Origin of the sequence: Arthrobacter sp. CAN_A212, assembly GCF_015752345.1 — a bacterium.
GTDB lineage: Bacteria > Actinomycetota > Actinomycetes > Actinomycetales > Micrococcaceae > Arthrobacter_D.
In genome coordinates this window covers 259,709-278,798 of sequence record NZ_JADOUT010000002.1, presented here as the reverse complement: position 1 = coordinate 278,798, position 19,090 = coordinate 259,709, and the positions used below count along the sequence as shown (strand labels likewise).

The window sequence follows — 19,090 nt, the reverse complement described above, 5'->3', positions numbered from 1 at the left end:
GCACTGCCTTTGGGCCGCTTTTGTTACCGGCTCTGCCCGGACAGCACTCGGCCAGGACGCGTGAGCGCCCTGGCCGAGTACTGATGCCGGGTCTCCAGCGGGGGTGGCCTAGCGGGCTACCGAACCCTCGTTGTAGTCGTCGTTCGTCTTGATCCAGGAGAAGAGCTTCCGCAGTTCGCGGCCGGTGGCCTCGATCGGGTGGTCCTCGCCCTTCTTGCGCAGTTCGGCGAATTCCTTGCCGCCGTTGTCCTGGTCGTCGATGAAGCGCTTCGCGAAGGCACCGTTCTGGATATCCGCGAGGACGGCCTTCATGTTTTCTTTCACTGACGCGTCGATGACCCGGGGGCCCGAGACGTAGTCGCCGTACTCGGCGGTGTCGGAGACGCTCCAGCGCTGCTTGGCGATGCCACCCTCCACCATCAGGTCGACGATCAGCTTCAGCTCGTGGAGCACCTCGAAGTAGGCAACCTCCGGCTTGTAGCCCGCTTCGGTCAGGGTCTCGAAGCCGTACTGGATGAGCTGTGATGCGCCACCGCAGAGGACTGCCTGCTCGCCGAAGAGGTCGGTCTCGGTTTCCTCGGTGAAGGTAGTCTCGATGACTCCGGCGCGGGTGCCGCCGATCGCCTTGGCGTAGGACAGCGCAAGCTCGCGCGCCTTGCCGGAGGGGTTCTGCTCGACGGCGATCAGGTCGGGAACGCCCCGGCCTGCCTCGAACTCGCGGCGCACGATGTGGCCCGGGCCCTTGGGTGCCACCAGGGCGACGTCGACGTCGGCGGGTGCCTTGATGTAGCCGTAGCGGACGTTGAAGCCGTGGCCGAAGAACAGGGCGTCGCCGGCCTGAAGGTTCGGGGCAATGTCCTCCGCGTACACGTGGCGCTGCACCTGGTCCGGTGCGAGCAACATGATGAGGTCGGCCTCGGCGGTGGCGTCGGCGACGTTCAGGACGCGCAGGCCCTCGGCCTCGGCCTTGGCGCGGGACTTCGAGCCCTCCTTCAGGCCAATGCGGACATCGACGCCGGAATCGCGGAGGCTCAGCGCGTGCGCGTGGCCCTGGCTGCCGTAGCCGATGACGGCCACGGTGCGGCCCTGGATGATCGAAAGGTCGGCATCGTCGTCGTAGAACAACTCAGTCACTTGTTTATCTCCTGTGTGTTTTCTTGCTGGAGTGCAGCTGTGGTCTTGGTGGAACTGCCGGGTGGTCCTGGGCGCTGTCTTTCTAGGCGCTGCGGAGGGCGCGGTCGCTCATGGACTTCGCTCCGCGGCCCACGGCAAGGGTTCCGGACTGAACAATTTCGCGAATCCCGAAGGGCTCGAGCACTGACAGAAGCGCTGTGAGCTTCTCGGCGGTGCCCGTGGCTTCAATGATGAGGGCGTCGGTCGAGACGTCCACCACCGAGGCCCTGAACAAATCGGCTGCCTGGGTTACCTGCAGCCGGGTTGCGGCGTCCGCCCGCACCTTGACCAGGATGTGGTCACGTTGCACGGAGGAATCGGGAATCAGCTCAACAATCTTGATGACGTTGATGAGCTTGTTCAGTTGCTTGGTGACCTGTTCGAGCAGGTCACCTTCGGCTTCAACCACCACCGTGATCCGGGACATACCCTGGACCTCCGTGGGGCCGACCGCCAAAGAGTTGATGTTGAAAGCGCGGCGCGCAAAGAGGCTGGCGACGCGGGTCAGGACGCCTGGGACGTCCTCGACCAGAACTGAAAGCGTGTGGCGGGCCATGTTAATCCTCCTGCTCCCAGTCCGGGGTCATGTTGCGGGCAATCTGGATGAGGTCATTGCTGACCCCTGAGGGGACCATCGGCCACACCATCGAGTCGCGGCTGACCACGAAGTCGATGACGACGGGGCGGTCGTTGATCTCCAGCGCCTGCGCGATGGTCGAGTCGATGTCCTCGTCGCGTTCGCACCGCAGGCCGGCACACCCATAGGCGTCGGCGAGCTTGACGAAATCGGGCACCCTGACGGTGTCGTGCCCGGTGTTCAGGTCGGTGTTGGAGTACCGGCCCTCGTAGAACAGGGTCTGCCACTGGCGGACCATCCCGAGGGAGGAGTTGTTGATGACTGCCACCTTGATGGGGATGTTGTTGATCACGCAGGTGGCCAGTTCCTGGTTGGTCATCTGGAAGCAGCCGTCGCCGTCGATCGCCCAAACCACCCGGTCAGGGTTGCCCACCTTGGCGCCCATGGCGGCGGGGACCGCGTACCCCATGGTGCCCAGTCCCCCGGAGTTCAGCCAGGCGTGGGGGCGCTCATACTTGATGAACTGGGCCGCCCACATCTGGTGCTGGCCGACGCCAGCGGCGTAGACGCCTTCGGGTCCGGTCATTTCGCCGATCCGCTTGATCACGTGCTGCGGTGCCGAGAGGCCGTCGTCGGGCTGGGTGTAGCCCATCGGGTAGGTCTCACGGAGCCGGTTGATCATGGTCCACCACGCCTCGATGTTCGGGGCGCCGGTGGCCGCGAACTGCTCCCGCAGGGCGTTGGTGAGCTCGGGTATGATCTCTTTCACTGACCCCACGATGGGGACATCGGCGGTGCGGTTCTTGGAGATTTCAGCAGGATCAATGTCCGCGTGGATCACCTTGGCACCGGGGGCGAAGGTGGACAGGACACCGGTGACGCGGTCGTCAAACCGGGCGCCAAGGGTGATGAGCAGATCGGACTGCTGCAGTGCCGTTACCGCTGACACCGAGCCGTGCATTCCGGGCATGCCCACGTGTTGTTCATGCGAGTCGGGGAACACGCCGCGCGCCATCAGGGTGGTGACCACCGGTGCTCCCACCAGTTCGGCCAGTTCCTTCAGCTCGGCGGCCGCGTGGGCCTTGATGACTCCGCCACCGACGTACAGCACGGGCCGCTGGGACTCACCGATCAGCCGTGCGGCTTCGCGGACCTGCTTGGAGTGTCCACGGACCACCGTCTTGTAGCCGGGAAGGTCGATCCGTGGTGGCCAGGAGAACATGGTGGTGGCTTGCTGGGCATCCTTGGAAATATCCACCAGGACCGGGCCTGGCCGGCCGGTGGACGCAATGTGGAATGCCTCGGCGATGATCCGGGGGATATCGGCGGCCTTGGTGACCAGGTAGGAGTGCTTGGTGATAGGCATGGTGATGCCCACGATGTCCGCCTCCTGGAAGGCATCCGATCCGATCACTGCGCTGTTGACCTGACCGGTGATGATCACCATCGGTACCGAGTCCATGTGTGCGTCGGCGATCGCCGTCACGAGGTTGGTCGCTCCGGGGCCGGAGGTGACGATGCAGACACCTGGCCGGCCGGTCACCATGGCATACCCCTGAGCTGCGTGCCCTGCGCCCTGTTCGTGCCGCACCAGGATGTGCCTGAGCTTCTTGGAGGCCAGCAGCGGATCGTAGGTCGGGAGGATGGCACCGCCTGGAAGACCGAAGATGTCGTCGACGCCGAGTTCCTCGAGTGAACGCACGATCGCAGCGGATCCGAGCATTTCAGTGGGGGGAACAACAGTGTTGAGCCCACGGACGGCAGTCGGCTGGACGGCCTGCACTGCGTCACGGGGCTGGTTGCGCGCCGGGGCCGCCGGAGCGGTTGGTTTGGCCATCAGCGAGGGGCTGGAGGGCGATCCCTTGGACATTGGTGACTTCCTTGATGAATCGGTACTGCTCGTGTACTTCGGGTGTCGTGCGCCTTGTGTCCGGTGGGAACAAAAAAACCCCTCAGCCTGGTTGGCTCCGTGAGGGGTTGCGCGTGACGTAGTACTACCAGTCGGGCTTTAGGCCACGCGCTTGGTAAGAAGGACTACTACGGAATCGAGATGCATATCTGTAGTTTCCCCTCACCCTCAGGGGGTGTCAAACGACACCCACCACCGTCTCACTATCTGGACACACCGTCCAGTTAGTGGACACTAACTGATGTTGGCGGTGAACCTTCAGGGCCTGGATTTGCCTCGGCGACAAGAGACCTCTGGTGGGTTCGGGGGTCCTGAACCCACCAGAGGTCATGGTTCGGTGGGTTAGCCGCAGTACGCGCCCTCGGAGGCCGAGTGCACCAGCTTCGCGTACTTGGCCAGCACACCCTTGGTGTAGATCGCTGGCAGGGGCTCCCAACCCACCTTGCGGCTTTCCATCTCGGACTCGTCGACCAGCAGGTCGAAGCTCTTGTTGGGGATGTCGACCCGGATCCGGTCGCCGTTCTTCACGAAGGCGATCGGTCCGCCGTCGACGGCTTCAGGTGCCACGTGCCCAATACACAGGCCGGTGGTGCCGCCGGAGAAGCGGCCATCGGTCAGCAGCAGCACATCCCTGCCAAGGCCCGCACCCTTGATCGCACCCGTGATGGCGAGCATCTCGCGCATCCCCGGGCCACCCTTGGGACCTTCGTAACGGATGACGACGACGTCGCCGGCCTTGACCTCACCGTCGGCGAGCGCCTTCAGGGCTCCCTGCTCCCGCTCGAACACGCGGGCGGTTCCTTCGAACACCTCGGCGTCGAAGCCGGCGGTCTTGACGACGGCGCCCTCAGGGGCCAGCGAGCCCTTGACGATGGTGATGCCGCCGCTGGCGTGGATGGGGTTGTCCAGCGCTCGCAGGATCTTGCCGTCAAGATCCGGCGGGTTGATCGAGGCCAGGTTCTCGGCGAGGGTTTTACCCGTGACCGTCAGGACATCGCCGTGCAGCAGGCCGGCGTCGAGCAGTGCACGCATGATGACCGGCACGCCGCCGACCTTGTCGACGTCGGTCATGACGTAGCGACCGAAGGGCTTCAGGTCCCCGAGGTGCGGGATCTTGTCGCCGATGCGGTTGAAATCGTCGAGGGTCAGGTCCACCTCGGCTTCGCGGGCGATCGCCAGCAGGTGCAGCACGGCGTTGGTCGAGCCGCCGAAGGCCATGGTGACGGCGATCGCGTTCTCGAACGCCTTGCGGGTCATGATGTCCCGCGCGGTGATGCCCAGGCGCAGCAGGTTGACGACCGCCTCACCGGATTTGCGGGCGAACTCGTCGCGGCGGCGGTCGGCCGACGGCGGTGCGGCGGAGCCGGGCAGTGACATGCCGAGCGCTTCGCCGATGCAGGCCATTGTGTTGGCCGTGTACATGCCACCACAGGCGCCTTCACCCGGGCAGATAGCTTTCTCGATGCGGGTGAGGTCTTCCTCGCTCATCTTGCCGGCGGCGCAGGCGCCCACCGCCTCGAAGGCGTCAATCAGGGTGACTTCCCGTTCGGTGCCATCCTCAAGCTTCACCCAGCCCGGCATGGTCGAGCCGCCGTAGAGAAAGACACTCGCGAGGTTCAAACGTGCTGCGGCCATCAGCATGCCGGGCAGCGACTTGTCGCACCCTGCGAGCAGCACTGACCCGTCGATCCTTTCGGCCTCCATGACCGTTTCCACCGAATCGGCGATCACTTCACGCGAGACCAGCGAGAAATGCATCCCGGAGTGCCCCATCGAGATGCCGTCGGAGACGGAGATGGTGCCGAACTGCATGGGAAACCCGCCGCCCGCGTGCACACCTTCCTTGGCGCTCTGCGCGAGGCGGTTCAGGGACAGGTTGCAGGGGGTAATTTCGTTCCACGAACTCGCGACGCCGATCTGCGGCTTGGCAAAATCGTCGTCGCCCATCCCGACGGCACGAAGCATTCCGCGGGCCGGAGCCCGCTCAAATCCATCGGTGACGGCCCGGCTTCGCGGCTTGATATCAGGGGTATTTTCCACGCTCATGGGTGAAAGTCTAGGCGTAAGCGGTTTCACCTGTTCGCCATATGACCGGCCTGTTACGGGAACCTCACCCTGCCGAAGGACGACCGGCACGTAAACTTGGCGGTATGTCGACGCCTCCATCGGACACTTCCCAGCCGGACCCGCCTGAGAAGGCACCCGACAGCAACCAGCTCAAAGACGACCTCCGCCGGGTCTTCGATTCACAGATCCCCAACTACGGCGACTACAACCTGGTCTTCGGGGCCAACGAACACTTCCAGCAGCGGGAGTCCGACGGCGCCCGTGTCGTGACGCCCAGATACTACGTGGTCGGCTACCGGTGGAAACCCACCGAGATCATGATCGCGCCCGTGGACCCGCATACGCTCAACGCCACCGGCATCCCGGTGGAAATCAACATGACCAACCTGTCACACGCCTACCGCCTCGCCAATGGCCGCTTTGAGGTGGGCACCAGCACCGGCAAGACCTTCCGGTTCGGCGTCCAGCCGGAGGCCCGCTTCAGCTCGGGACCCCACGCCCGGCTGGTCATCGACCAGCGGGAGGATCACACCGATTTTGACGCGTTCATGACCGCCTTCGTCGACATGGCGTAGCGCGGCCCTGCCTGGAGCGTTACCGTCTGGCGCGGCCCTGCCTGATGCCAGGCACCTTAGCCCGTGGGCTCAGCTGAAGAGCGATCCGCGCTGCACCAGGTTCTCCGGCTCCCGGCCGGCCGCGAAGCTGTCCAGCTGGCGTTGCAGCAGCTTGATCATCCGTGGCCAGAACGCGCCGGTGTTGCCTCCGCTGTGAGGGGTGATCAGTGCACCGGTTGCCGACCACAGCGGATGGCCCTCGGGGACGGGTTCGGGGTCGAACACGTCCACGGCCGCTTTCAGGCGACCGGACACCACCTCGGAGGTCAGCGCCTCGCTGTCCACCACGGCACCACGGGCAACGTTGACAACCAGCGCGCCGTCCGGCATCGCAGCCAGCACGTCGGCGTTGATCAGGGAACGCGTCGAGTCCGTCAGCGGAGTGATGATCACCAGCACCTCTGCCTGCGCGGCCAGCCCCACCAGTTCATCAGTCCCATGGACGTGTCCCCACTCGTCGTCGCGGGCCGAGCTGCCCACCCGGGTCAGTTCGACCTCAAACGGAGCGAGCCGCCGGGCGATTTCGACGCCGATGCCCCCGACACCCACGAGGAGCACCCTGCGGTCCGCGAGGCCGGGATAGCGTGCCGGCTGCCACTGGCCCAGGGTCTGGCTGCGGACGGCGTCGTCGATGCCGCGCAGGGAAGCGATCATGAGACCGAGGGCGAGTTCAGCAGTGGCAGCGGCGTGGACACCCGCGGCACTCACGACGGCGACGTCCTCGCCCACCAACTCCGGAATGCCCTCGTACCCGGTGGACTGCGTTTGCAACAGCCGCAGGTTCGGCGCGCTCTTCACCGCTTCACCGAACTGGTCTGGCGAGGACAGGTAGGGCAGGACCGCCGCATCAATCTCGGTCAGGGCCGCCCCGACCGGCTCTCCGGTGAAATCCCACAGCACCAGCTGGATCCCCTCCGGCGCTGGTTGAAGCGCATCGAGCATTTCCTCGCTGGGCACGGAGACCGTCCTGATGGTGTTCATTTTCAAAAGCCTAGCGTCCTGCCTCTGCGGGACAACTTCGGCGGGTTTGGTGGACACCTGGGAATGTTGGTCGTACGGTCGAGAAGTCCGGTTGTCCAGCAGGAAGCGGGTTTGTGTCATGGATGTAGCTCTCTGGGTAGTGCTGATCGTCGTCGTCATCGGAGCTCTCTGGTGGTTCCGGGCGCGCCGGTCGGGAACATCCGAAACCGCCGGGCGTGGCGAGTTCGAGCACGAGGCCCCCACCATGACCCAAGGCCTCACCGACGCCGTGCCGCAGCCGCCGCTCGTAATGAATTCAGCCCCGGAATCGGGACTTAACCGCCCACCGGCCGAGCCCGATCCCACCGACGATCCGACAGCCGGGACCCCACCGCCCGCCGATGGCCCCGAGCCGCCGGCACGCCGGACCGAGGACTAGCCCGTTTTGTCTTCTGACCCGGCGCGCTGGGGCCTTGCGGTGGTCACGGTGCTGACGGTGGCGGGGATCTCGGCCTGCGCCGGGCCCGAGCCCGCACCGCTCGTCGTCGGGAGTCCGACGTCTTCCGCCGGATCGACGGCAGGACCCAATTCCACTCCGCCATCTTCCGCATCAGCGACAGCCTTGCCGGCGCTATCCGCCGCTGACACGCTTGCCGGAGGTTTCGAGGTGCCCTGGGGCATGGCCGCATTGCCCGACGGATCGGTGCTGGTCTCGGAGCGGGAATCCGGGGAGATCAAACGTGTGGCCGACGGCCAGGTCTCGGACGTGGGTTCCCTTGCTGGCTCGATTGCCGCTGCGGGCGAGGGTGGGTTGCTTGGCCTGGCGGTCGGCCCGGACTTCGCTACCACTCCGGAAGTATTCGCCTACTTGACCAGCCCGACCGATAACCGGATCGTCAGCCTCAGCTACGGCGACGACGGATTGGGTGATCCCGAGGACGTACTCACGGGCCTCCCGAAGGCCAACATCCATAACGGGGGTCGCATCAAGTTCGGGCCGGACGGTTACCTCTATGTGGGAACCGGAGACGCCGCCGACGGTCCCCTGGCTCAGGATCCAGACAGCCTCGCCGGAAAGATCCTGCGCATCACGGCGGACGGCGATCCGGCCCCCGGCAATCCGGTGGAGGGAACACCTGTTTACAGCCTGGGGCACCGGAACGTGCAGGGTCTCGCCTGGGATTCGGCCGGGCAGCTCTGGGCGACTGAATTCGGTCCAGAGGTGGACGACGAGCTGAACCTGATCGCTCCCGGCGGGAACTACGGGTGGCCCGAGGTCACCGGCGCACCGGGCAGGGACGGTTTCATCGATGCCCAGGTGGTGTGGCCCTCCACAGCATCCTCCTCACCGAGCGGGATGGCGATCGTCGACGACGTCGCCTACCTCGGCGGTCTTCGCGGCGAGCGGCTTTGGCAGGTGCCACTGAACTCCGGGACGGCCGGCACACCCGTCAGCCACTTCGACGGCGAACAGGGGAGGCTGCGCGATGTGATTGACGGCGGGGATGGCGCGCTGTGGATCGCAACCAATGAGGGCTCGGGGTCCCGAATCCTCCGCGTTGCTGCTGAGTAGGCAGGTCCAATTTCAGGTTTCCGCAAAGGTGCTGGTAGAGTCTCATGCTGTTGCGGTTGGCCCGATGGGCCGAAAACAACACGCACCTCTAGCTCAATTGGCAGAGCATCTGACTCTTAATCAGAGGGTTCCGGGTTCAAGTCCCGGGGGGTGCACCAAACAAAAACCGCCTGACCGTCGCATGATCGGTCAGGCGGTTTTTTTGCCCCGGTACCGGTTTGGTTGCAGTTACTTCCGGCCCTTCCCGGGAACCGTAAACCGCAGTACGTTTGCCGCATGGAGGGCATCCCTGTCTTGCGGGACCTACGAACCGGTGAGATCAGTCGGAGGGTGGCCCGCGGTCGCTGGGCGTCGATTGCCTCCGAATTCGGAATGCTGACCGGGTCCGAGGTAGACGAGTTGGTTGGCCCGGGCTCCCCTCCTGCGGGGTGCCTTGCAGCGAAACGGCAGATCCTCGGGGTGGTCACCCGTGCAGGTCGCGTCCTCTATCCGGGATTCCAGTTCGATCCCGTCACTGGTCAGGCCCGTCCCATGGTTGCGAGGGTGGCCGCGATCGGCCTCGCTGGAGGATGGAAGGACAGGCACCTGCTGCAATGGTTCTGCTCGCCGAACGGCTATCTCGGCGGAGACCGGCCCGTCGACGTCCTTGATGATCCGGATCGCCTGTCGTACGCAGCGCACAGCGACCTGGACCTGGTGTGGTGAGCTGGATCTGGTGTGGTGAAGCTGCCCTACAACTCGCCCGCAACCACGACGTTCGGCCCGTCGGACAAACCGACGGTGGGGAGTGAGCCGTCGGGGTTGGGAGCCACCGGGAGGCTGGTGTTCCAGCGGGGTGCGCCCAGCTCACGGATCAGGCCCTGCAGGTGGTCGCGCAGCTCGTCCGAGACCAGCCCCTCACCTGTCACCAGCGTGCGTTCAATATCCTTTGCCTGAACCAGGACACTGCGGCCAGCATCCGTTATGGAAACCATATGGCTGCGACGGTCCAGATCATTTCGCGTACGTGAGACGTGGCCCCTCGTCTCGAGCCGGGACAAAGTTTTGCCCATCGTTTGTGCCTGGACCCTGACGATCTGCGCGAGCGATGCCTGCGTCATCGGTCCCTGTGTGGCGAGGACGCCCAGCGCGATCACACCGGCATGGGTTACGCCCAGCGTTACCAGTCGTTCATTCCAGGCATGTTCAACCAGGCGAGCCGCGGTTGTCAGCAGCCGACCGGTGGGCCATTGCTCCAGGTCCGACATAAAAGAAAGCACTTCCTCTCGCCATGCAGCAGCATAGCGTTGATCTTGGTCCCGCTGACGGGGTGTAGTTTCGAACGTAACGACCCTATTTGCTTATGATAGCTACCGATTTGGAAAAAGTGTCAGCGCAACCGCGTGCACGGCAACTGAAATGAATAGCTGAAGGAATACCGAAAATGGCTGAACGACTATTGTCAGGCGACACTGCACCGGGGTTCACTCTGCCCTCCGTTGACGGTTCCACCGTCTCCCTGAAGGATTACGCCGATGCGAGCGTAGTGGTGTACTTCTACCCGGCGGCGTCAACACCCGGCTGCACCACCCAGGCCTGCGATTTCCGGGACAACCTCGCCTCCCTTGCGGGGGCAGGCTACACGGTACTGGGGATTTCCCCCGACGGCGTATCCAAACTCCGCAACTTCGCCGACGCCGAAGAGCTCACCTTCCCGCTGTTGTCCGATGAAGACCACGCGGTAGCCGAGGCGTGGGGTGCCTGGGGAGAGAAAAAGAACTACGGGAAGGTCTATGAGGGGCTGATCCGCTCAACCGTCGTCGTCGGGCCCGATGGTCTGGTGCAGTTGGCCCAGTACAACGTCCGGGCGACAGGACATGTGGCCAAACTCCGCAAGGACCTGGGCGTCGAATAGATTCGCGTACACTGGAGGCTGACGTTTTGGCAGCCTGGCTGTCCTGAACGTCGAACGCGCGAGTGGCGGAATTGGCAGACGCGCTGGATTTAGGATCCAGTGTCTTCGGACGTGAGGGTTCAAGTCCCTTCTTGCGCACCTTTGTTATGGGTCGCGACATGAACTACATATGAGTCGCGGGATAGACAACACCCCCAGCTTCGGCTGGGGGTGTTGTTGTTTAACAGCATCGACGTGACCATTTCGTTACCCGGATAGGGGTCCCCGCGGGTGCGTTGTAGGTCACATTTGACCCACTAAATCCGCGGATTCACGCTGATCTGCGACCAATCTGAAGATTTCAGGAATTGCCACCCATCCTCCGTTCGAACACGAGCGAAGTACCTATGAGACATCGACAGGATGTGTTCGACAAGTTAGTTAGCTGATCGGCAAAGTTCGCCCGGTCACACCAATGAAGGAGAAAATCCAATGGGAAATATCAAGAGCCGTAAGCTCTCCATCCTCGGTGTTGCTGCTGTGGCCATGTTCGGCCTCGCAGCATGCGGCGGCGGCGACACCGCATCCGAGTCCACAGGTGAGATGACCAGCGAGGAAATGACCACCACCGAAGCTGCTCCCGAAGCAACTGAGTCGGCAATGGAAGAGGAAATGGGCGAGGACATGGACCCAGCCGCCAACCTGGTTGGCCCAGGCTGCGAGGGCTACGCCGAGCAGGTCCCAGAAGGCGACGGCTCAGTTGCCGGCATGGCCCTGGACCCCGTAGCAACCGCTGCCTCAAACAACCCGATCCTCACCACGCTCACCGCGGCAGTCTCCGGTGAACTGAACCCGGACGTTGACCTCGTTGACACCCTGAACGGTGACGAGTTCACCGTCTTCGCTCCGACCGACGATGCCTTCGCCAAGATCGACGAAGCCACCCTCGAAACCCTCGGAACCGACGCTGACCTCCTCAGCGGCATCCTGACCTACCACGTGGTTCCCGGCCAGCTGTCCCCGGATGAGGTCGCCGGAACCCACACGACCGTCAACGGTGCAGAACTGACCGTTGAGGGCATGGGCGACGAAATCACTGTCGGGGAAGACGGATCAGCAGTGGTCTGTGGTGGAGTCATGACCCAGAACGCAACCGTGTACATGGTTGACACCGTTCTGATGCCTCCTAGCGAGTAATCGACTCCCTGGGGCGAACCCTCTACCTCGCTTCAGGGCGAAATAGGCTGGGATCCTGAACACCGTGACGGTGCTCAGGGTCCCAGCCTTTCGTCGTGGCGACCCGGGACCGGATGGCCCAGGAACATCACCTAGACTGAGGAACCTAATCAACTTTCCGCCGTGCGCGGCTACGGCGTGAGGAGACGACGGCAATGACCGCTGCTGGCCAACCCGCCCGACGGGCCCGCCCGGTCCGCGCCGCAGTTGCGCTGGTTCTATCCCTCACCCTCGCCGGGTGCACCGGGGCGACCCCATTGCCATCGCCGACCAGCTCGCCCACCACCACTCCCCCAGCCACGGTCCCCGCCGAGGATCCCGAAGCAGTCTTCACCTTCGGCACCGCCGCCGACCCGACCGGCCTGGACCCGGCACTGGTAGCCGATACCGAGTCCTACCGGGTCACCCGGCAGGTACTGGAAGGCCTGGTCGGCATCGACCCGCTCACGTCGGAACCCGTCCCCCTCCTCGCCACCTCCTGGGACGAGCGGGACGACGGCCGGGCCCATGCGTTCAGCCTCCGTGAGGATGTCACGTTCCACGACGGTGAGCCGTTCAACGCCGAAGCGGTCTGCGCCAACTTCGAGCGGTGGTATTCGTTGCCCGAGGAGACCCGGATCTTCGACAGCACCATCACCTTCGGCTCGGTGTTCAACGCCTACTCGGACCAGCCTGAGCTATCCATCTACTCGTCGTGCCAGCCGCTCGGCGAATATGAGGTCCTCATTTCGCTCAACAGTCGGCTCACCGGGTTCATCCCGGCCCTGGCCATGCCGTCCTTCGCGATGTCCTCGCCTAAGGCGCTGGAGGAACTCTCCGCCGATGACCTGTCCGAGGAATTCAACGGGACTGCCATGTCGCAGTATGCACTGAACCCGGTGGGCACCGGGCCCTACACCTTCGAAAGCTGGGCAGACGGTGAGGTCCGCCTCACCTCCTTCGAGGGATACTGGGGTGCCCGCGGCGAGATCGGCACGGTGGTGTTCACCACACTCCCCCTGGCCGATGATCGGCTCGAGGCGCTGAACTCCGGGCAGATCGACGGCTACGACTTTGTCACTGTCGACAACGCCGGAGACCTGGTCCGGGAGGGTCAGCAACTGCTGCAACGCGACCCCTACTCCATCCTGTACCTCGGCATGAACCAGGACTTCCCCGGCGTCGACAGCCTCCTGTTCCGCCAGGCAGTTGCGCACGCCATCGACGAACGGGCCGTCATCACCGGCCTGTTCCTGGACGGCACCGCGCCCGCCGACCAGTTCACGCCACCCAAGCTGGCTGTTACGAACGACGAGATCACCACCTACGACTACGACGTCGAACTGGCCCGGGAACTGCTCGAAGAGTCAGGCTACGACGGCGAGCCACTGCCCTTCCACTACCCCACCGATGTGTCGCGTCCCTACCTTCCTGCACCCGAGGGCGTCTTCGCTGTCCTGCAGGAGCAGCTGGAGGACGCCGGATTCACCATCGATCCGGTCCCCACCGCCTGGGCCGACGGGTACCTCGAGACAGTGCAGAACGACGACGACCGCGCTTTCCATCTGCTGGGCTGGAGCGGAACCTATCAGGACCCCGACAACTTTGTCGGCCAGCTGTTCGGGGCGGCCACCAACGAGTTCGCCTTCGAGGACAACCAGCTGTTCAGCAAGATCGACCGGGCCCGCACCCTGCCCAACGGGGAGGACCGGGTCGCCGCCTACCAGGACATCAGCGATCAGATCGCCCGCCGCTTGCCCGCTGTCCCACTGGCTTTCCCCATCTCGGTTCTGGCAGTGTCGGAACGGGTCGCCAGCTACCCGGTCAGCCCCGTGATGAACGAGGTGTTCAACCTGATCGATCTGGCCGACGTCGACCTGGAACCCACAGGGAGCACCTGATGACCGCTACCCCGTCCTGCCTGCGGGGCCAATTACCCAAGGAACCCACCAGACGCTACGCTTCAAAGCTAAGCGCCCTTGCCACTGGAGATGAAGTTGACTGCTAAGAGCCCGGCGGGAATGCCCGCAGAGAACACCGACGTCGTCCTGATCGGCGGAGGGATCATGAGCGCCACGCTGGGCGCATTCCTCAAACAACTCCAGCCCGACTGGAGCATTTCACTGTTCGAGCGCCTCGACCGTGCTGGCCTTGAAAGCTCCGACCCATGGAACAACGCGGGAACCGGGCATGCGGCCCTGTGCGAGCTGAACTACACCCCTGCCGGTCCCGACGGTACCGTTGACCCCGCCAAGGCTGTCGCCATCAACGAGCAGTTCCAGGTGTCCCGGCAGTTCTGGGCGCACATGGTGGAGAGCGGGCACCTGGGCGATCCTTCAGGATTCATCAACCCCGTGCCCCACATGAGCTTTGTTTGGGGCGAAAAGAACACTTCCTACCTGCGCAAACGCTACGAAGCCCTGCGGTCCCAGCCCCTCTTCGAAACGATTGAGCACGCCGAGGACCCGTCAGCTATCGCGGACTGGGCTCCGCTGCTGATGAGCGGACGGGCTGAAGGCCAGCCTGTTGCCGCCTCACGGGTGGCTGGCGGAACCGATGTCGATTTCGGTTCCCTCACCCGCGGACTCACCAGCTACCTGGACGCCAACGGTGTCGACCTGAACTACAACCACGACGTCGCCGACCTGTCCCGTGGCTCCCACGGCCGCTGGGAAGTCAAGGTCCGCAACCGGGCCACCGGCCAGGCACGGACTGTCAACGCCCGCTTCGTGTTCATTGGCGCCGGTGGCGGCGCCCTCCACCTGCTGCAGCGGACCGGCATCCCTGAGGGCAAGGGCTTCGCTGGCTTCCCCGTCTCCGGTCAGTTCCTCAAGTGTGGCAACCCCGAGATCGTGAATCAGCACAACGCCAAGGTGTACGGACAGGCGTCGGTCGGCGCACCCCCCATGTCCGTGCCGCACCTGGACACCCGGTACGTCAACGGTGAGCGGTCCCTGTTGTTCGGCCCCTACGCCGGATTCTCGACCAAGTTCCTCAAGCGCGGTTCATTCTTCGATCTGCCGGGTTCCATCCGGTCCTCAAACCTGGTACCCATGCTGGCGGTCGCCAAGGACAACGTGCCGCTGACTAAGTACCTGATCTCCGAGGTGTTGAAGAACCGCGATGCCAAGAACACCTACCTCAATGAGTTCATCCCCGACGCCGACGGCGACCAGTGGGACCTGATCACGGCGGGGCAGCGCGTGCAGATCATCAAGAAGGCACCCGGCAAGGGCGGGGTGCTGCAGTTCGGCACCGAGGTCATCACCGCTGCTGACGGTTCGGTCGGCGCACTGCTCGGGGCCTCCCCCGGGGCTTCGACGGCGGCGCCGATCATGCTCGAAATCCTCAAACGGTGCTTCCCTGCGCAGCTGCCTGCCTGGGAACCGAAGCTCAAGGACATGATCCCCGGCTACGGCGCGAAGCTCAACGAGAACAGCTCCCTCGCCGCAGACATCCTGGCCCGCACCGACCGGGTGTTGAAGCTCCAGTAACCACCGCCTGAGCCCTGACCGGCCGGCAGAAGTAGAAGGCACGGCACATGTTCCGTCTGGCTCAGCTCTCCCTGCGAAACCGTGCGCTGATTGCACTGATCACCATACTGGCCTCGGTGTTCGGTGTGATCACGATGGGCTCCCTCAAACAGGAACTCATACCGTCGCTCGAGTTCCCGCAGATCACCGTCCTGTCGTCGGTACCGGGGGCCTCACCCGAGTACCTCGACCGCCAGGTAAGTGAACCGCTCGAGACCGCTCTGAGCGGTGTGGAGGGACTGGAATCGTCGTCGGCCACCTCCCGGACCGGGGTATCGACCATCAACCTGATGTTCGCCTACGGGACCGACCTTGACCGCGCCCGCGGCCAGGTGGACCGGGCAATCTCAACGGTCAGCCCGCTGCTGCCCGAGGACGTCACCCCACAATCGCTGGCCGGCAGCATCGCCGACCTGCCGATCGTCTTCATGGCAGTCTCATCCGACTCACCGCTCAGCGAACTCAACAGTGACCTCACCCGGCTCACCGTGCCCCGGCTACAACAGCTGGAGGGCGTCCGGGCGGCGGAAGTCAGTGGCGGGGCCAACCAGTACATCTCGATCCTGCCCGACCAGCGGGACCTCGCCGCCAACGACCTCACGGTCGCCGACATCACCACGGCGCTCGAAAACAACGGCGACCTCATCCCGGTCGGCACCCTCGAGGACGGCGACCGTTCCCTCACCATCCAGGCCGGCAGCCCGATTGCCTCGCTGGATGACATCCGTGCTCTCCCCCTCCTGCCCGACGGCGGGACCCCCGAAGCGGGCCAGACCCCACCGACCATCGGCTCGGTCGCTGAGGTAGCCGTCGCCGACGACGACGCCACCAGTGTCACCCGCACCAACGGCACCGAGACCCTGGCCCTGACCGTCACGAAGATTCCCGACGGCGACACCGTCGCCATCTCCAACCTCGTGGAGGAACTGCTGCCGCAGCTGGAGGCAGAGCTGGGGAACAACGCCGAGATCACCGTGATCTTCGACCAGGCCCCCTTCATCGAACGCTCGATCAGCGACCTCACCACCGAGGGGATCCTCGGTCTCGGTTTCGCCGTCGTCGTCATCCTGGTGTTCCTCCTGTCAGTGCGGTCCACCCTGGTGACTGCGATCAGCATTCCCCTGTCCCTCTTGATCACGTTCATCGGTCTGTGGGTGACCGGATACTCCCTGAACATTCTGACCCTGGGCGCGCTGACCATCGCCATCGGCCGGGTGGTGGACGACTCGATCGTCGTCATCGAGAACATCAAACGGCACCTCAGCTACGGCGATGATAAACGCGAGGCCATCCTGACCGCGGTGCGGGAGGTCGCCGGGGCCATCACCGCATCGACGCTGATCACGGTCGCGGTGTTCGCGCCGATTGCGTTTGTCGGCGACCTCGCCGGTGAACTCTTCAGGCCCTTCGCACTCACCACGACGATCGCGCTGCTGGCCTCGCTGGCGGTTTCGCTGACCATTGTGCCGGTGCTGGCGTACTGGTTCCTGCCCGCTGCGACCCCCGGAGTGGACCCCGACCAGGTCCGGGAGGACGCCCACGAGGCGGAGCGCAAATCCTGGCTGCAGCGCGGCTATCTGCCGATCCTCGGCACCACCCAGCGGCACCCGGTGTGGACCCTCTCGGCAGGAGTGCTGGTCCTGGCCGGCACGGCCGCGATGATCCCCCTCCTGCAGACCAACCTGCTCGGAAACACCGGGCAGAACAGCTTCAGCATCAACCAGACCCTCGAACCGGGGTCCAGTCTCGACACCACCGTGGCAGCGGCTGGCCAGACCGAGGAAGTACTGACCGGCTTCCCCGGGGTGGAACAGGTACAGGTGACCGTCGGCAACGCCTCCAGCGGCTTCGCCGCCCGGCTGTCCGGAGGCACCTCGGTGGCGTCCTTCACGGTAATCACCGCCGAGGACGCTGACCAGGAGCAGCTGCAGAACGACGTCAGGGAGGAACTGGAGTCGCTGACCGGCGTCGGCGACTTCGCCCTGTCCGCCCAGCAGGGGGGCCTGGGCACCTCAAGCACGATTGACGTGGACATCACCGCTCCAGGGCCCGATGAGCTGCAGGCCGCCAGCGACGCCGTCCTGGCTGCCATGCAGGGTCTCGACGGCGCCCGGGACGTCACCAGCAACCTGGCCGCAGCACAGCCGCAGGTACAGATCAGCGTCGACCGGGCTGAGGCAGTCGCCGCCGGCCTCAGCGAGGGACAGATCGCGGGACTGCTGGGCGGGAGCATCAGCCCGATTCCCGGCGGTCAGGTACGACTGGAAACCACCGACTACCCGGTTCTCATCGGCGAGGGTACCGAGGTGACCAGCCTTGAACAGCTGCAGGATCTGGTCTTGCCCACCCCCGCGGGGCCAATCCCGCTCACCTCGGTGGCTTCCGCCGTCGAGGTCGAGGTGCCGCTGTCCATCACCAGCGCCAACGGCGAACGGACGGCCCAGGTATCCATTACACCGTCGGAACAGAACCTCGGGGCCCTCACCACGGCCGTCACCGAGCGGCTGGACGGCGTGGAACTACCCGCCGGGACCACCGCAACCCTGGGTGGCGCATCAGCCGAGCAGGCGGAGTCCTTCGCCCAGCTGTTCCTGGCGCTCTGGGCAGCTGTCGCCATCGTGTACGTGATCATGGTCGCTACCTTCAAATCTCTGATCCAGCCGCTGATCCTGCTGGTCTCGGTGCCGTTCGCCGCCACCGGGGCCATCGCCCTGCTCGTGATCACCCAGATTCCGCTGGGCCTGCCGTCCCTGGTGGGCATGCTGATGCTGGTGGGGATCGTGGTGACCAACGCCGTCGTGCTGATCGACCTCATCAATCAGTACCGGCGCCCGCACGACGGCTCCCCCGGCATGGGGGTTGAGGAAGCGATCATCCAGGGAGCCCGGCAACGGCTCCGCCCGATCCTGATGACCGCGTTGGCAACGATCTTCGCGCTGACCCCGATGGCGCTCGGCTTCACCGGTGAGGGCGGGTTCATTTCGCAGCCCCTGGCCGTGGTGGTGGTGGGCGGTCTGGTCTCGTCAACGGCGCTGACGCTGATCCTGGTCCCGGTAATCTACCGGCTGGTGGAAGGGCGTCGGGAGGCGCGCGAGCACTCGCGGCGGCCCGAGCAGCCCAGCGAGCCTCCCCGGACCGGGCGGCACGCACTCCCCCAGTAGCCAGGCACGGGTGAGGGAACAAACGGTTGGATACCCCGGTTGACGGTATAGTAGATGCACATGCATCTACTTGGAGGAGGAACCATGCAGATCGGTATTTTCTCGGTTGGAGATGTGACTCTCGACCCCACGACTGGGACGGCACCCGCCGAGCTCGAGCGAATCAAGGCGATGGTGACCACCGGCAGTCCCCAGGAAGTCATCGAAAAGACCCTCACGTTCAGGGAGTTCTTCGTCGACTACCAGCGACAGCTGTTCCTGGTGGACCACGCCGGGCTGCCGCTGAAAACCGTGCTGGAGCAACTGGACCTGCTGGGTTCAGAGGTGCTCCCCGTCCTTCGCCAGGAGTTCGCCCAGCGCACCCCCGAGAACATCCCCGCCCCTCCGACCTTCCAGAACCGGCTCCAGTCGCTGTCGGAGGCCCACAGTGCCTGA

15 protein-coding genes, 2 tRNA genes and 1 pseudogene are annotated in these 19,090 nt (G+C 64.6%); 12 read left to right on the top strand and 6 right to left on the bottom strand.

Annotation, left to right across the window (positions count from 1 at the left end):
* Positions 1 to 108: 108 nt before the first annotated feature.
* The 4 genes from ilvC to ilvD form a co-directional block, all read right to left on the bottom strand.
* Positions 109 to 1,134 (bottom strand): ketol-acid reductoisomerase, encoded by a 1,026-nt coding sequence (gene ilvC, locus IWX64_RS03925; RefSeq protein ID WP_196865845.1) that lies wholly within the window; start codon positions 1,132 to 1,134, stop codon positions 109 to 111.
* Between the two features lie 82 nt (positions 1,135 to 1,216).
* The gene (gene ilvN, locus IWX64_RS03920) at positions 1,217 to 1,729 is read right to left on the bottom strand and encodes an acetolactate synthase small subunit (protein ID WP_026553121.1); all 513 of its coding nucleotides are present in this window, start codon (positions 1,727 to 1,729) and stop codon (positions 1,217 to 1,219) included.
* 1 nt (position 1,730) lies between these two features.
* Positions 1,731 to 3,620: an acetolactate synthase large subunit gene (locus IWX64_RS03915; RefSeq protein ID WP_196865844.1), complete on the bottom strand. Its 1,890-nt coding sequence runs from the start codon at positions 3,618 to 3,620 to the stop codon at positions 1,731 to 1,733.
* A 381-nt stretch (positions 3,621 to 4,001) separates the two neighbouring features.
* Complete coding sequence (gene ilvD / locus IWX64_RS03910; protein ID WP_196865843.1) at positions 4,002 to 5,705, bottom strand: dihydroxy-acid dehydratase; 1,704 nt, start codon at positions 5,703 to 5,705, stop codon at positions 4,002 to 4,004.
* A gap of 104 nt (positions 5,706 to 5,809) precedes the next feature.
* On the opposite strand from ilvD, the gene IWX64_RS03905 reads away from it, so the two are divergent.
* Complete coding sequence (locus IWX64_RS03905) at positions 5,810 to 6,301, top strand: hypothetical protein (RefSeq protein ID WP_196865842.1); 492 nt, start codon at positions 5,810 to 5,812, stop codon at positions 6,299 to 6,301.
* Positions 6,302 to 6,370: 69 nt separating this feature from the next.
* Here IWX64_RS03905 and IWX64_RS03900 read toward each other — a convergent pair whose 3' ends face one another.
* Positions 6,371 to 7,321, bottom strand: coding sequence for a 2-hydroxyacid dehydrogenase (locus IWX64_RS03900; protein WP_196865841.1), 951 nt, complete (start codon positions 7,319 to 7,321; stop codon positions 6,371 to 6,373).
* A 118-nt stretch (positions 7,322 to 7,439) separates the two neighbouring features.
* Between IWX64_RS03900 and IWX64_RS03895 the strand changes: the two genes are divergently transcribed.
* From IWX64_RS03895 to IWX64_RS03880, 4 genes are all read left to right on the top strand, one after another.
* Positions 7,440 to 7,739 carry a hypothetical protein gene (locus IWX64_RS03895; RefSeq protein ID WP_196865840.1) on the top strand — a complete coding sequence of 100 codons (300 nt, stop codon included), beginning with the start codon at positions 7,440 to 7,442 and terminating at the stop codon, positions 7,737 to 7,739.
* Between the two features lie 6 nt (positions 7,740 to 7,745).
* On the top strand, positions 7,746 to 8,873 hold the full coding sequence (locus tag IWX64_RS03890; RefSeq protein ID WP_196865839.1) for a PQQ-dependent sugar dehydrogenase: 1,128 nt from the start codon (positions 7,746 to 7,748) through the stop codon (positions 8,871 to 8,873).
* An 82-nt stretch (positions 8,874 to 8,955) separates the two neighbouring features.
* Positions 8,956 to 9,031 (top strand) — tRNA-Lys (locus tag IWX64_RS03885).
* A 118-nt stretch (positions 9,032 to 9,149) separates the two neighbouring features.
* Positions 9,150 to 9,578, top strand: a complete 429-nt coding sequence (locus tag IWX64_RS03880) for a hypothetical protein (RefSeq protein WP_196865838.1) — start codon at positions 9,150 to 9,152, stop codon at positions 9,576 to 9,578.
* Positions 9,579 to 9,604: 26 nt separating this feature from the next.
* Here the strand turns inward: IWX64_RS03880 and IWX64_RS03875 are convergent, their stop codons facing one another.
* Positions 9,605 to 10,120 carry a MarR family winged helix-turn-helix transcriptional regulator gene (locus IWX64_RS03875; RefSeq protein ID WP_196865837.1) on the bottom strand — a complete coding sequence of 172 codons (516 nt, stop codon included), beginning with the start codon at positions 10,118 to 10,120 and terminating at the stop codon, positions 9,605 to 9,607.
* A gap of 176 nt (positions 10,121 to 10,296) precedes the next feature.
* On the opposite strand from IWX64_RS03875, the gene bcp reads away from it, so the two are divergent.
* The 7 genes and pseudogenes from bcp to IWX64_RS03840 form a co-directional block, all read left to right on the top strand.
* Positions 10,297 to 10,767 (top strand): thioredoxin-dependent thiol peroxidase, encoded by a 471-nt coding sequence (bcp, locus tag IWX64_RS03870; RefSeq protein ID WP_196865836.1) that lies wholly within the window; start codon positions 10,297 to 10,299, stop codon positions 10,765 to 10,767.
* A 56-nt stretch (positions 10,768 to 10,823) separates the two neighbouring features.
* Positions 10,824 to 10,905 (top strand) — tRNA-Leu (locus IWX64_RS03865).
* A 333-nt stretch (positions 10,906 to 11,238) separates the two neighbouring features.
* A complete protein-coding gene (locus IWX64_RS03860) occupies positions 11,239 to 11,943 on the top strand; it encodes a fasciclin domain-containing protein (RefSeq protein WP_196865835.1) in 705 nt (234 codons plus the stop codon).
* A 194-nt stretch (positions 11,944 to 12,137) separates the two neighbouring features.
* On the top strand, positions 12,138 to 13,862 hold the full coding sequence (locus tag IWX64_RS03855; RefSeq protein WP_196865834.1) for an ABC transporter substrate-binding protein: 1,725 nt from the start codon (positions 12,138 to 12,140) through the stop codon (positions 13,860 to 13,862).
* A 96-nt stretch (positions 13,863 to 13,958) separates the two neighbouring features.
* Positions 13,959 to 15,455, top strand: coding sequence for a malate:quinone oxidoreductase (locus IWX64_RS03850; protein ID WP_334683139.1), 1,497 nt, complete (start codon positions 13,959 to 13,961; stop codon positions 15,453 to 15,455).
* Positions 15,456 to 15,502: 47 nt separating this feature from the next.
* Positions 15,503 to 18,655, top strand: coding sequence for an efflux RND transporter permease subunit (locus IWX64_RS03845; protein ID WP_334683138.1), 3,153 nt, complete (start codon positions 15,503 to 15,505; stop codon positions 18,653 to 18,655).
* 174 nt (positions 18,656 to 18,829) lie between these two features.
* Positions 18,830 to 19,090, top strand: a pseudogene (locus IWX64_RS03840) (5,10-methylene tetrahydromethanopterin reductase); the annotation flags it as partial.